Source organism: Streptomyces parvus, from assembly GCF_032121415.1.
GTDB lineage: Bacteria > Actinomycetota > Actinomycetes > Streptomycetales > Streptomycetaceae > Streptomyces > Streptomyces globisporus_A.
Genome location: NZ_CP135079.1, coordinates 3,784,251 through 3,797,559, shown reverse-complemented (window position 1 = coordinate 3,797,559; position 13,309 = coordinate 3,784,251). Strand labels below are relative to the sequence as shown.

11 protein-coding genes are annotated in these 13,309 nt (G+C 69.8%); 6 read left to right on the top strand and 5 right to left on the bottom strand.

The window, feature by feature from the left end:
• Positions 1-369 precede the first annotated feature (369 nt).
• Entirely contained in the window at positions 370-1,194 is an 825-nt protein-coding gene (locus RNL97_RS18110; protein ID WP_030590949.1) for a Fic family protein, read from the bottom strand.
• A 102-nt stretch (positions 1,195-1,296) separates the two neighbouring features.
• Between RNL97_RS18110 and RNL97_RS18105 the strand changes: the two genes are divergently transcribed.
• A complete protein-coding gene (locus RNL97_RS18105; protein ID WP_243314624.1) occupies positions 1,297-2,292 on the top strand; it encodes an ATP-binding protein in 996 nt (331 codons plus the stop codon).
• A gap of 195 nt (positions 2,293-2,487) precedes the next feature.
• Here RNL97_RS18105 and RNL97_RS18100 read toward each other — a convergent pair whose 3' ends face one another.
• A complete protein-coding gene (locus tag RNL97_RS18100; RefSeq protein WP_030590943.1) occupies positions 2,488-3,837 on the bottom strand; it encodes a polysaccharide deacetylase family protein in 1,350 nt (449 codons plus the stop codon).
• A 340-nt stretch (positions 3,838-4,177) separates the two neighbouring features.
• Between RNL97_RS18100 and acs the strand changes: the two genes are divergently transcribed.
• From acs to RNL97_RS18075, 5 genes are all read left to right on the top strand, one after another.
• Positions 4,178-6,178, top strand: coding sequence for an acetate--CoA ligase (gene acs, locus RNL97_RS18095; protein ID WP_313750945.1), 2,001 nt, complete (start codon positions 4,178-4,180; stop codon positions 6,176-6,178).
• 285 nt (positions 6,179-6,463) lie between these two features.
• Positions 6,464-7,888 (top strand): Na+/H+ antiporter NhaA, encoded by a 1,425-nt coding sequence (nhaA, locus tag RNL97_RS18090; protein WP_243314623.1) that lies wholly within the window; start codon positions 6,464-6,466, stop codon positions 7,886-7,888.
• 40 nt (positions 7,889-7,928) lie between these two features.
• Positions 7,929-8,468 carry a phage holin family protein gene (locus tag RNL97_RS18085; protein WP_030590934.1) on the top strand — a complete coding sequence of 180 codons (540 nt, stop codon included), beginning with the start codon at positions 7,929-7,931 and terminating at the stop codon, positions 8,466-8,468.
• On the top strand, positions 8,465-9,487 hold the full coding sequence (locus tag RNL97_RS18080; RefSeq protein WP_030590931.1) for an alpha/beta fold hydrolase: 1,023 nt from the start codon (positions 8,465-8,467) through the stop codon (positions 9,485-9,487). The genes RNL97_RS18085 and RNL97_RS18080 overlap by 4 nt, the downstream gene beginning before the upstream one ends.
• Positions 9,488-9,602: 115 nt before the next feature.
• Positions 9,603-9,806, top strand: a complete 204-nt coding sequence (locus tag RNL97_RS18075; RefSeq protein ID WP_073775647.1) for a hypothetical protein — start codon at positions 9,603-9,605, stop codon at positions 9,804-9,806.
• A gap of 75 nt (positions 9,807-9,881) precedes the next feature.
• Here RNL97_RS18075 and RNL97_RS18070 read toward each other — a convergent pair whose 3' ends face one another.
• The 3 genes from RNL97_RS18070 to nth form a co-directional block, all read right to left on the bottom strand.
• Positions 9,882-11,087, bottom strand: coding sequence for a MarP family serine protease (locus RNL97_RS18070; protein ID WP_030590928.1), 1,206 nt, complete (start codon positions 11,085-11,087; stop codon positions 9,882-9,884).
• A gap of 91 nt (positions 11,088-11,178) precedes the next feature.
• Complete coding sequence (locus RNL97_RS18065) at positions 11,179-11,940, bottom strand: NUDIX hydrolase (protein ID WP_030590925.1); 762 nt, start codon at positions 11,938-11,940, stop codon at positions 11,179-11,181.
• A gap of 204 nt (positions 11,941-12,144) precedes the next feature.
• Positions 12,145-13,092 (bottom strand): endonuclease III, encoded by a 948-nt coding sequence (gene nth, locus RNL97_RS18060; protein ID WP_279343915.1) that lies wholly within the window; start codon positions 13,090-13,092, stop codon positions 12,145-12,147.
• Between the last annotated feature and the right edge of the window lie 217 nt (positions 13,093-13,309).

Below are 13,309 nucleotides of genomic sequence, written 5' to 3'. Positions count from 1 at the left end.
CTAAAAGTAAAGAAGCGGGGCCAGGGGTTTCCGTTCCCCTGGTCCTGGAGTACAAAGGACATAACGGCCCGCGAGACCAAGGACATCCGCGAGGATGACCTGTTGTACGCAGAACGGCCCCACGGACCGCGCACGAAAGCCGAGCACCCACGCGACGTCGACCCGTCGAATACGGGCCAGCCGCACCAGGTAACGGGCAAAGCACCCGACCTGATGGGCAATTTACGAGGACGCTTGGTAACTGGGCCGACGTGCCAGCGGCGGTACCGCACTCCGGTACCGCCGCAACCCTTGCACCGGGCCACCGCCCCGGGCCAAGCCACCACTCGACGCAGGCCATCGCCGCCGGCGTAGGCCATCGCCGGGCTCTCAGGCGGCGCCTCGCTGGAGGGCCTCGCACACCGCGGTCGACTCGCGCACACCCAGCTCGATGGAGTGCCCGCAGTGCGTGATCCAGGCGGCCATGCCCTCGGGGGTTCCGGCCGTGTAGCCCTCGAAAGCCGCGACATAGGCCGCCCGGCCCTGTTCCGCGTGCCCCACCTCGGCCGGGCAGATCGACTTCGGGTCCAGCCCGCTGCCGATCAGGACGATGCGCTCGGCCGTCCGGGCCACCAGACCGTTGTGCGAGCCGAAGGGGCGCAGCGCCAGCAGTTCACCATGCACCACGGCGGCCGTGACCAGGGCGGGGGCGCTGCCGCCCGCGATGATCAGGCGCGAGAGCCCCTCGAGTCGTCCGGCGACTTCCTCGGCTCCGGGAAGCCGCGCCTCGATCAGCGGCTCGTCCACGACCTCACCCGCGAGCCGAGGGCGCCCCACCGTGTCGTCGGGGGTCGCCCCGCCGGCCGCCACCAGATGCAGCCGGGCCAGCACCCGCAGCGGCGACTGCCGCCAGATGGAAAGGAGTTGCCCCGCTTCCGCGGTGAGTCGCAGCGCCGCACCGACGGTGCGCGCCTCGTCCTCCCCGCTGAAGTCGGTACGCCGTCGGACCTCTTCGAGGTTCCAGTCGGCACCGGCCAGTGCGGCCGAACCACGAGAACCCCGCAGTGCGGCTTCGGCCGTGACCTCGTTGCTGCGGCGTCGCATGACGCGGTGGCCGTAGACCCGGTCGACGGCCCTGCGCACGGAGTCCACGGCATCGGGCACGCCGGGCAGGGAACCGAGCGCGGCAAGCGGGTCTGAGGCAGTCGTACTCATAGGTAGCGAGGCTACGCGCCCACCCCGCCCGGACCACCCTCAAGTGGCCTTCTTCACGAACGATGACAGCGCACCGCGATGGAACCACTACCCTAGGTGAACATGAAGATCGCTTTCGTCGGGAAGGGCGGCAGCGGCAAGACCACGCTGTCCTCGCTCTTCATCCGCCACCTCGCTGCCAATGAAGCCCACGTCATCGCTGTAGACGCCGATATCAACCAGCACCTGGGGGCAGCCCTCGGACTGGACGACACGGAGGCCGCCGCGCTGCCCGCCATGGGCGCCCACCTCCCCCTCATCAAGGACTATCTGCGGGGTGCCAACCCCCGTATCGCTTCCGCCGAGACGATGATCAAGACGACTCCGCCCGGCGAGGGTTCCCGCCTGCTGCGGGTCCGCGAGGACAACCCGATCTTCGACGCGTGTGCGCGTACGGTGCGGCTCGACGACGGAGACATCCGGCTGATGGCGACGGGGCCCTTCACGGAGTCCGACCTCGGAGTCGCCTGCTACCACTCCAAGGTCGGGGCCGTGGAGCTCTGCCTCAACCACCTGGTCGACGGCCCCGACGAGTACGTCGTGGTCGACATGACGGCGGGCTCGGACTCGTTCGCCTCGGGCATGTTCACCCGCTTCGACATGACGTTCCTGGTCGCGGAGCCGACCCGTAAGGGGGTGTCGGTGTACCGCCAGTACAAGGAGTACGCACGCGACTTCGGCGTCGCCCTGAAGGTCGTCGGGAACAAGGTGCAGGGCCCGGACGACCTGGAGTTCCTGCGGGCGGAGGTCGGCGACGACCTGCTGATCGGGATCGGCCACTCCGACTGGGTGCGGTCGATGGAGAAGGGGCGGCCGTCCAGGTTCGAGTTGCTGGAGGCCGACAACCGGATGGCCCTGCAGACGCTGCAGGACACCGCCGAGGACTCGTACGAGCTGCGCGACTGGGAGCGCTACACGCGCCAGATGGTCCACTTCCACCTGAAGAACGCCGAGAGCTGGGGCAACGAGAAGACCGGCGCCGACCTGGCGGCCCAGGTCGACCCGGCCTTCGTACTCGACGAACGGCACGCCAGCGCGAGCGTCGCGACACCCGCCTGAATCCGCACGCCGGGACAGGTGTCGCAACACGCCGGGGCAGGCGTTCGCGACACCCGCCTGAATCCGCACGCCCGGTAGCCGTCGCGGAACGCCGGCCCCTGAACGTCGTTCGCCGGCCACCCCGAGGTGGCCGGCGAACGATGCGGTGATGCGGCGACACCCTGGTTGGGCGACCGCGGTGAGGTCAGTCGGGATTCAGCCAGTCGCCCCGGCGGGAGGCGCACCCGCGTCGGCCTCCGCGGGCTTCCCCGCGGGCTTCTCCGCAGGCGCGGCGCCCTGCTGCTTGCCGAGGTAGGACGCCCAGCCCGTCTTGGGGGCCTCGCCGACGCCGAGCGTCGTGAGCTTGGCCAGCGTCTTCGGGTCCTGTGCGTCCAGCCAGTCGACGAGCTGCCGGAAGGACACGCAGCGCACGTCCTCCTTGGTGCACACGTTCGCGATGGTCTCCTCGATGGCGCGCATATAGGTGCCGCCGTTCCAGGACTCGAAGTGGTTGCCGATGATCAGGGGAGCCCGATTGCCCTTGTACGAGCGGTCGAAGGCCTGGAGCAGCCCGTCCCGCATCTGGTTCCCCCAGTACTCGTGCTGGGAGGGGTCGCCCTGGGTGGTCGTGCCGGACTGGTTGACCATGAAGTTGTAGTCCATCGAGAGGGTCTCGAAGGCACGGCCGGGCATCGGGACGAGCTGGAGCGGAATGTCCCAGACCCCGCCCTTCTTCTGCGGCCAGACCTGGTTGCCGACGCCGCTGGAGTCGTAGCGGAAGCCCATGGTCCGGGCGGCGGCGACCATGTTCTCCTTCCCTTCGAGACAGGGGGTGCGGGCGCCGATCAGTTCCTTCTCGTAGTCGAAGGGGAGCGGCGCCTCGCCCTTCAGCTCCGGGGCGTTGGTCTTCCAGCCCTTGACGAAAGCTTTCGCCTGGCTGATTTCGCTCTTCCACTCGTCGACGGACCAGGTCCCGACACCGCCGTCCGCGCCGCAGAAGTGGCCGTTGAAGTGGGTGCCGATCTCGTTGCCCTCCTTCCAGGCGGCTCGGACCTCGGCGAGGGTGTCGCGGATGCCCTCGGTGTCGTTGAAACCGATGTCGGAGCGGCCCGGCGCGTGCTGGGGCGGGTTGTAGAGGTCCTTCTTCTGCTCCGGCAGCAGATACACGCCGCTCAGGAAGTACGTCATCTTGGCGTTGTACTTCTTGGCCACGCCGCGGAAGTGCGAGAAGAGCTTCTGGCTGTCCTCCCCGGCGCCGTCCCAGGAGAACACCACGAACTGGGGAGGCTTCTCGCCGGGGGCGAGGCGCTTGACGGCAGGCATGTTCGGCTGGACGCCGGTGAAGGCGGTGGAGCCGTCCCCGATGAGCTTGACCGCGTTCTTCGGGGCGTTGCCGGGCGGGTTCTCCTTGGCGCCGTGGGCGCCCTTCTCCGCGTCGGTCTCCGCGCCTCCCGACGCCGACCCTCCGGTTCCGTTGCCGGATACAGAGCCGGAACAGCCCGCGAGAACGGCGACCAGGGCCGTGGACATGACGCCCATAGCGATCCTCTTCGTGGCGGCCATCATCCGCCCACCCTCTTCCTTGCAGGTCATTTGCGTTGGAGTGCCGACACGGCGCGGCCAAATTCGCACACAGTCCCGCATAGACAAGGGCGACATACCGAATGAAAAGCTTCTTATTCGCCGATAAGGGTTACCAACTAGCCCGAACGCCTCCTGCCTGAACCGGACGGGGCCCAGACCCGTGCCATCAGACGACCCCGTTCGGATGGCCGGAAATACCACGCGCCACGCGCCGTTCGGCGGCCCCGGAACGCGGAGCGGGATCATGGCCCCATACACGAGAACACAGGTCTAAACCAATTCCCGGCAGACACTTGTCACCCGGCCTCGCGCCTGATGAGCTATGCCCCGGGACACAACGGACACCCTGGGACTGGGAGAAGTCGTGAGCAACGAGAGCCTGGCCAACCTGCTTCGGGAAGAGCGGAAGTTCGCTCCGCCTGCCGAGCTGGCCGCCAACGCCAACGTCACCGCAGAGGCGTACGAGCAGGCCGAGGCGGACCGGCTGGGCTTCTGGGCCGAGCAGGCCCGCCGCCTGACGTGGGCCACCGAGCCGACCGAGACCCTCGACTGGAGCAACCCGCCCTTCGCCAAGTGGTTCGCGGACGGCAAGCTGAACGTCGCGTACAACTGCGTGGACCGCCACGTCGAGGCGGGCAACGGCGACCGGGTCGCCATCCACTTCGAGGGCGAGCCGGGCGACAGCCGGGCCATCACCTACGCGGAGCTGAAGGACGAGGTCTCCCGGGCCGCCAACGCCCTCACCGAGCTGGGCGTCGGCAAGGGCGACCGGGTCGCCGTCTATCTGCCGATGATCCCCGAGGCCGCCGTCGCGATGCTGGCCTGCGCCCGCATCGGCGCCGCGCACTCCGTGGTCTTCGGCGGCTTCTCGGCCGACGCCATCGCCGCCCGTATCAAGGACGCGGACGCCAAGGTCGTCATCACGGCCGACGGCGGCTACCGTCGCGGCAAGCCCTCCGCGCTGAAGCCCGCCGTCGACGACGCCGTCGCCCGGTTCGACAGCGTCGAGCACGTCCTCGTGGTCCGCCGCACCGGCCAGGACACCGCCTGGACCGAGGGCCGCGACGTCTGGTGGCACGAGATCACCGCCCGGCAGTCCGCCGAGCACACCCCCGAGGCCTTCGACGCGGAGCACCCGCTCTTCATCCTCTACACCTCGGGCACCACGGGTAAGCCGAAGGGCATCCTGCACACCTCCGGCGGCTACCTCACCCAGGCGTCGTACACCCACCACGCGGTCTTCGACCTCAAGCCGGAGTCCGACGTCTACTGGTGCACCGCCGACATCGGCTGGGTCACCGGCCACTCGTACATCGTCTACGGGCCTCTGGCCAACGGCGCGACACAGGTCATGTACGAGGGCACCCCGGACACCCCGCACCAGGGGCGGTTCTGGGAGATCGTGCAGAAGTACGGCGTCACGATCCTCTACACCGCCCCGACGGCCATCCGTACGTTCATGAAGTGGGGCGACGACATCCCCGCCAAGTTCGACCTGTCCTCGCTCCGCGTCCTCGGTTCGGTCGGTGAGCCGATCAACCCCGAGGCGTGGATGTGGTACCGGAAGAACATCGGTGCCGACAAGTGCCCCATCGTGGACACCTGGTGGCAGACCGAGACCGGCGCGATGATGATCTCGCCGCTGCCCGGAGTGACGGAGACGAAGCCGGGAAGCGCCCACCGCGCGCTGCCCGGCATCTCCGCCACCGTCGTGGACGACGAGGCCACCGAGGTGCCGAACGGCGGGGGCGGCTACCTCGTCCTCACCGAGCCGTGGCCCTCCATGCTCCGCACCATCTGGGGCGACGACCAGCGCTTCATCGACACCTACTGGTCGCGCTTCGAGGGCAAGTACTTCGCGGGCGACGGGGCGAAGAAGGACGAGGACGGCGACGTCTGGCTGCTCGGCCGGGTCGACGACGTCATGCTCGTCTCCGGGCACAACATCTCGACCACCGAGGTCGAGTCGGCCCTCGTCTCCCACCCGTCGGTCGCCGAGGCCGCCGTGGTCGGCGCCGCCGACGAGACGACCGGTCAGGCCATCGTGGCGTTCGTGATCCTGCGCGGTACGGCGACCGCCTCCGACGAGCTGGTCGCGGACCTGCGCAACCACGTCGGCGCGACGCTCGGCCCGATCGCCAAGCCCAAGCGGGTGCTGCCGGTCGCCGAGCTGCCGAAGACCCGGTCCGGCAAGATCATGCGGCGCCTGCTGCGCGATGTCGCCGAGAACCGCGAGCTGGGCGACGTCACGACGCTGACCGACTCCTCGGTGATGGACCTGATCACCACCCAGCTGCCGTCCTCCTCGTCCGACGAGGACTGACAGCACGGGACACCGCACGCGTACGGCCGCACGGACATCACCGCACGCGAGACACAGCTGCACGAGTAAGGCTCCGATGGGCATCCGGCGACACGCCGGGTGCCCATCGGGCATTCAGGCCGATGATCACCTCGTACGATCCCGCTCCGCACCCCCAGGTAGGGTGGGCGCTTCACCGACCCGTTCGGACAATTTCAGAGAACATCTCCACAGGGGCGCCGGGAAGTCTGGTCGGCACGTCGACCGATCATGCCCGTACGCCGTCCCCAGCTGGAGGTCTCTCCCGTGGCACCGCCCAACCGGCACACCCCGCCGCCCGCCCCCGCGCCGCCCCGCCGCCCGCTGCTCGGCAGGCTCTCGCTCCCCGAGCGGAACTACGTGGCGGAGGCCCTCCGTACCGAGACCGTCGGCGGTGTCCTGCTGTTGGTGGCAGCGGTCGCGGCACTCGTCTGGGCCAACGCCTTCGGCGGCTCGTACGAGGACGTCAGCGACTTCCACTTCGGCCCCGGCGCCCTCGGCCTGGACCTCTCCGTGGCGCACTGGGCGGCGGACGGACTGCTCGCCGTCTTCTTCTTCGTCGCCGGTGTCGAGCTGAAGCGCGAACTGGTCGCGGGCGAACTCCGCGATCCCAAGGCCGCGGCCCTCCCCGTGGTGGCGGCCCTGTGCGGTATGGCCGTGCCCGCCCTCGTCTACTTCCTCACCACCGTCATCGGCGGCGGCTCGACGGACGGCTGGGCGGTCCCCACAGCCACCGACATCGCCTTCGCCCTCGCCGTCCTCGCGGTGATCGGCACCTCGCTGCCGTCCGCGCTGCGCGCCTTCCTGCTGACCCTGGCCGTCGTCGACGACCTCTTCGCGATCCTGATCATCGCGGTGTTCTTCACCTCGGACCTGAACTTCCTGGCCCTCGGCGGGGCTGTCCTCGGCCTGGCCGTCTTCTACCTCCTCCTCCGTTTCGACGTACGCGGCTGGTACGTCTACGTCCCACTCGCCCTGGTCATCTGGGGCCTGATGTACAACAGCGGCGTCCACGCCACCATCGCCGGGGTCGCCATGGGCCTGATGCTGCGCTGCACCCGGCGCGAGGGCGAGCAGCACTCCCCCGGCGAACACATCGAGCACCTCGTCCGCCCGCTGTCGGCCGGGATCGCCGTCCCGCTGTTCGCCCTGTTCTCGGCCGGGGTCGCGCTGAACGGCGAGGCGCTGGCGGGCGTCTTCACCCGGCCCGAGACGCTCGGCGTCGTCCTCGGTCTCGTCGTCGGCAAGACCGTCGGCATCTTCGGCGGCACCTATCTGGCCGCCCGCTTCACCAGGGCGGAGCTGAACAAGGATCTGGCCTGGGCCGATGTCCTGGCGCTCGCCTCTCTCGCCGGCATCGGCTTCACCGTCTCCCTGCTCATCGGCGAACTCGCCTTCGAGGGCGACCCGGAGATGGTCAACGAGATCAAGGCCGCCGTCCTGATCGGGTCGCTGACCGCCGCCCTGATCGCCTGTGTGCTGCTCAAGCTCCGCGTACGCAAGTACCGGGAGCTGTACGAGGCCGAGGAGCTGGACGAGGACGAATCCGGGGTACCGGACGTCTACGAGCAGGATGATCCGGAATATCACCTGCGAATGGCCGCCATCCACGAGCGCAAAGCGGCCGAACACCGCCGTCTCGCCGAAGAGCGGGCGAGGGCAGCGCGCAACAAGCCGAACAGTCCGGCATGATCTGACATCGGATGTGTCGAAGACGGAGAGGGAGTCAGGGATGAGCGACCCCGGCAACTACGCGGGCAGTACGGACCGGAGCATCGGGCAGCTGGTCGCTTCGGCGACGGCCGAGATGTCCGCGCTGGTGCACGACGAGATCGCCCTGGCCAAGGCGGAGGTGCGGCAGGACGTCAAGCGCGGGGCGGTCGGCAGTGCGGCGTTCATCGCCGCGGGCGTGCTGCTGCTGTTCACGATGCCGATGCTGAGCTTCGCGGCCGCGTACGGGATCCACAACCTGGGCCTGGGCCTGGCCTGGTCCTTCCTGATCGTGGCCGGCGCCTTCATCCTGCTGGCCGCGCTGATCGCCTTCATCGGCCTGCGGAAGTTCAAGAAGATCAAGCCGCCGGAGAAGTCCATCGCCTCCGCCAAGCAGACCGCCGCCGTCCTGCAGAAGGCCAAGCCGCATCCGCGCCCGTCGATCGAGGCCGCCGCGATCATCGAGCGCTCCGCCGTCTCCGGCAGTTCGCCGGCGAGGAAGAGCGTCGAAGGCGGCTCCGGTCAGGACAAGGCCGACGCTGTGGCACGCTCGTCCACATGACCGTTCCCGATTCCAGCGCATTCGGCCCGACGGGTCCCGGGGACCCGGAGGGTCCGGCTGCCCCGTCCGACCCGGCCACCGGCCCCTCGGGCCGGACCGCGGCCGGGGGGCCGGTGCGGCTCGACGGCCCCTGGACCCACCGCGACGTGGCCGCCAACGGTGCGCGCTTCCACATCGCCGAGCTGGGCGACGGGCCGCTCGTGCTCCTGCTGCACGGCTTCCCGCAGTTCTGGTGGACCTGGCGCCACCAGATGACCGCGCTCGCCGACGCCGGCTTCCGGGCGGTCGCGATGGATCTGCGCGGGGTGGGCGGCAGCGACCGTACGCCGCGGGGTTACGACCCCGCCAACCTGGCCCTCGATGTCACCGGCGTGATCCGCTCCCTCGGTGAGCCCGACGCGGCCCTGGTCGGCCACGACCTCGGCGGCTACCTCGCCTGGACGGCCGCCGTCATGCGGCCCAAGCTGGTCCGCCGGCTCGTCGTCTCCTCGATGCCGCACCCGCGCCGCTGGCGCTCCTCGATGCTGTCGGACTTCGCCCAGTCGCGGGCCGGTTCGTACGTCTGGGGCTTCCAGCGCCCGTGGCTGCCGGAGCGTCAACTCCTCGCGGACGACGCCGCCCTGGTGGGGAATCTCATCCAGGACTGGGCGGGCCCCCGCACCCCGGAGTTCCCCGACGAGGAGACCCTGGGCGTCTACCGGCGGGCCATGAGCATCCCCTCGACCGCCCACTGCTCGATCGAGCCGTACCGCTGGATGGTGCGGTCGATGGCGCGTCCGGACGGGATCCAGTTCAACCGGCGGATGAAGCGCCCGGTCCGGGTGCCCACGCTGCACCTGCACGGTTCACTCGACCCGGCGGTCCGCACCCGCAGTTCGGCCGGGTCCGGCGAGTACGTCGAGGCGCCCTACCGGTGGCGACTTTTCGACGGTGTCGGGCACTTCCCGCACGAGGAGGATCCGATCGGCTTCTCCACCGAACTCATCAACTGGCTCAACGACCCCGAGCCGGACCGGTAGCCGCCGGCCCCGCCCTGGCACAGGTGTCCGACGAACAGCCAATTGCCTGCCGCATAGGCCAATTGGCTGACTCGCGCACGATTACCGACCTTGGGTCACGGGCAGACGTCGGGGTATGGGCTGGACGCACGACTTCACTGACGAAGCACGCAACCGCCGCTCCACCGTCTCAGCCGGTGTGAGCACTCATGAGGGGGGCGGCCCTCGCGGCCGGGTGCACCAAGTGCATGACCTTCACCGTTCCCGTCTCGGGATTTCCCGCATCCTCCGCCGTCGGGCCCGCTGGGTCTCGGCACGGCTCCGCCACCCCCGTAACTGACCCCCGCCAGAGGATCCCCGGGGCCTGAAAGGCTCCCCGGGGTCCTGCCCCGGCCGCGGGGTCTGACGACAGGCCCTAGAGGGCGCAGCCCTGGCTGTCGACCTGCTGGTTGGCGGCGCGGCCGATCTCGATGTCCTCACGGATCTCGTCCGCCGTCAGCGCGTAGCCCGTGTCGGGGTCGTCGAGCGACTTGGCGAACACCACTCCGTACACCTTTCCGTCCGGAGTGAGCAGCGGTCCGCCCGAGTTGCCCTGGCGTACCGTCGCGAAGAGCGAGTACACATCGCGGCGCACCGTGCCCCGGTGGTAGATGTCCGGGCCGTCGGCGTTGATCCGGGCGCGGACGCGGGCCGAGCGCACGTCGTACGCGCCGTTCTCGGGGAAGCCCGCGACGATCGCGCTGTCGCCGGTCTCCGCGTCGTCGTCCGGGCCGGTGAACTGCAGGGGCCTGGCCCGCAGGTCGGGGACGTCCAGGACCGCGATGTCGCGCTGCCAGTCGTAGAGGACGACCTTCGCGTCGTACAGCCGGCCCTCGCCGCCGATCTGGACGGTGGGCTCGTCCACGCCGCCGACCACGTGGGCGTTGGTCATCACCCGGCGCTCGGAGAAGACGAAGCCGGTCCCTTCGAGGACCTTGCCGCAGCTCGGTGCCGTACCCACGACCTTGACGATCGACTTCTTGGCGCGGGCGGCCACCGGGCTGCCCACGAGGGCCGGGTCCGGGGCCTTCACCTCGGTGATCGGCTCGTTGGCGAACGGGCTGAAGACCTGCGGGAAGCCGTTCTGCGCGAGGACGGAGGAGAAGTCCTGGAACCAGCTGGGCGCCTGGTTCGGCATCACCCGGTCGACGCCGAGCAGCACCGAGGAGCTGCGGACCTCCTTGCCGAGGGTCGGCAGCGAGGTGCCCGCCAGCAGCAGGCCGATCATCCAGGCCACCAGCAGCATGGCCACCACGTTGACCAGGGCGCCGCCGGTGGCGTCCAGGGCGCGCGCGGGCGACCAGGTGATGTACCGGCGGAGTTTGTTGCCCAGGTGGGTGGTGAAGGCCTGGCCGACCGAGGCACAGATGATCACCACGACGACCGCGCCGATGGCGACCGCCGTGGAGACCTCGGCGTCCTCGGTCACCCGGTCCCAGATGACCGGCAGCAGATAGACGGCGACGAGGCCGCCCCCGAGGAAGCCGATCACCGACAGGATGCCGACGACGAAACCCTGGCGATAGCCGATGACCGCGAACCACACGGCAGCCAGCAGCAGCAGGATGTCCAGCACGTTCACCGTCTGTAGCCTCGCAGTTTCGTCACCTGGCCCGTCGGTGGTGACGGGGTCCGGGCCGGGCCCGGAACAGCGCAGCAGAACAGCCAGCGTGTCATGCGCGCCAGTCGAGCGGCACCTGTCTGGTCCTGTCCCAGGGGCGTTCCCAGCCCGCGTAGTGCACGATCCGGTCGATCACTCCGGCCGTGAAACCCCAGACGAGGGCCGATTCGACCAGGAATGCCGGGCCGCTGTGCCCGCTCGGATGGACGGCCGTCGCCCGATTCTCGGGATCCGTGAGATCCGCCACGGGGACCGTGAAGACCCGGGCCGTCTCGGCCGGATCGACCACCCCGACCGGGCTGGGCGTCCGCCACCAGCCGAGCACGGGCGTCACGACGAAGCTGCTGACCGGGATGTAGAGGCGGGGCAGCACGCCGAAGAGCTGGACGCCCCGGGGGTCGAGCCCGGTCTCCTCCTCGGCCTCGCGCAGCGCGGCGCGCAGGGGCCCGGTGGTGGCCTGGTCGCCGTCCTCGGGATCCAGCGCGCCCCCGGGGAAGGACGGCTGCCCGGCGTGGGAGCGCAGGGTCCCGGCCCGCTCCATGAGCAGCAGTTCGGGTCCGCGCTCCCCCTCGCCGAACAGGACCAGGACGGCGGACTGCCGGCCCGCCCCGCTCTCGGGCGGCAGGAAACGGCTGAGCTGATGCGGCCGGACGCTGCGCGCGGCCGCGGCGACGGGGTCGAGCCAGGCGGGCAGGCCGTCGGTGGTGACGTCGACGGCCATGCCGGTAACACGGCTGACGGGGCCGTGGCCCGGCGGGCTCCCGGCGGGGCCGTTCCCGGCCTGCGCCGTGCTGTGTGCATGCGTGTGCGTCATAGGCACCCCCGTCGATTCACAACGCCTGTCATCGGCCATTTCGTTCCGAGCCGCTCCGTCCTGGGGAAGGAATCCGCCCTGAGAGTGAACCTGAGGAAGGAATCCGTCCCGGGGTTTCATCCGTTCTCGGGGCGATCTGTTCCGGTCACTCCGCGCGGTCCGTTCCGAGGTCCCTCACACGTTGGTCCCTCACCCCTTGGCCGCTCACCCGTTCCCCAGCGCGGGCGCGGGCTTGCCCGGGTAGTCGGCGGGCGGGCTGAGCCGCTGCCCCGGATAACCGCCCATCTCGTACTTCAGGAGCTTCCTGGCCTTCTCCGGATCGGTCTCGCCCTCCCCGTACGACGGGCAGAGCGGGGCGATGGGGCAGGCCCCGCAGGCGGGTTTGCGGGCGTGGCAGATCCGGCGGCCGTGGAACACGACGCGGTGCGACAGCATCGTCCACTCGCTCTTGGGGAAGATCCCGGCGACGACCGCCTCGACCTTCACCGGGTCCTCCTCGTCCGTCCACTTCCAGCGCCGCACCAGGCGCCCGAAGTGCGTGTCGACAGTGATCCCCGGGACGCCGAAAGCATTGCCGAGAACGACATTGGCGGTCTTGCGGCCGACGCCGGGCAGCTTGACGAGATCCTCCAGACGCCCTGGGACCTCACCGCCGAACTCGTCCCGGAGCGCCGCCGAGAGGCCGAGCAGCGACTTCGTCTTGGCCCGGAAGAACCCGGTCGGCCGGATGATCTCCTCCATCTCCTCCGGAACCGCCGCCGCCATGTCCTCGGGCGTGGGGTACGCGGCGAAGAGCGCGGGCGTCGTCTGGTTGACCCTCAGGTCGGTGGTCTGGGCGGAGAGGACCGTGGCCACGAGGAGCTCGAAGGGGTTGCGGAAGTCCAGCTCGGGGTGGGCGTACGGATAGACCTCGGCGAGCTCGCGGTTGATCCGGCGCGCCCGGCGGACCATCGCGAGACGGGACTCGGCCTTCGGCGCCTTGCGCGGGGCCGCCTTCACTTTCTTTCCGGTTGTGCCGGGCGTTGACGATGACACTGCGGACCTCCTGGCCGACTTCCCGAACGTCTTCCCCGGCCCTCCGGGGGAACCGTGCGCGTCTCCGGGGGAGCCATTCGCGGCATTCTTCGGGCGCGGCCGGGGTTGTTCGCCCATGGCGGAATCCTCCCCCTTCACCACCCCGTCAGCCCCCTTGGCCTGCGCTCTCCCCGGTGATCCGGACACCCGGCCAGCCTAGGGCCAGGCACCGACAACCACCCTTGCCACGGCGTATCCGCCCCCGATCGGCCCCCTGCCGTAGGGTCCGGCACGCCCGTGCGTCAAACTGGTTTGTGATTGATCGCACTGTTTTACCGTCCGGCATGATGGGGAC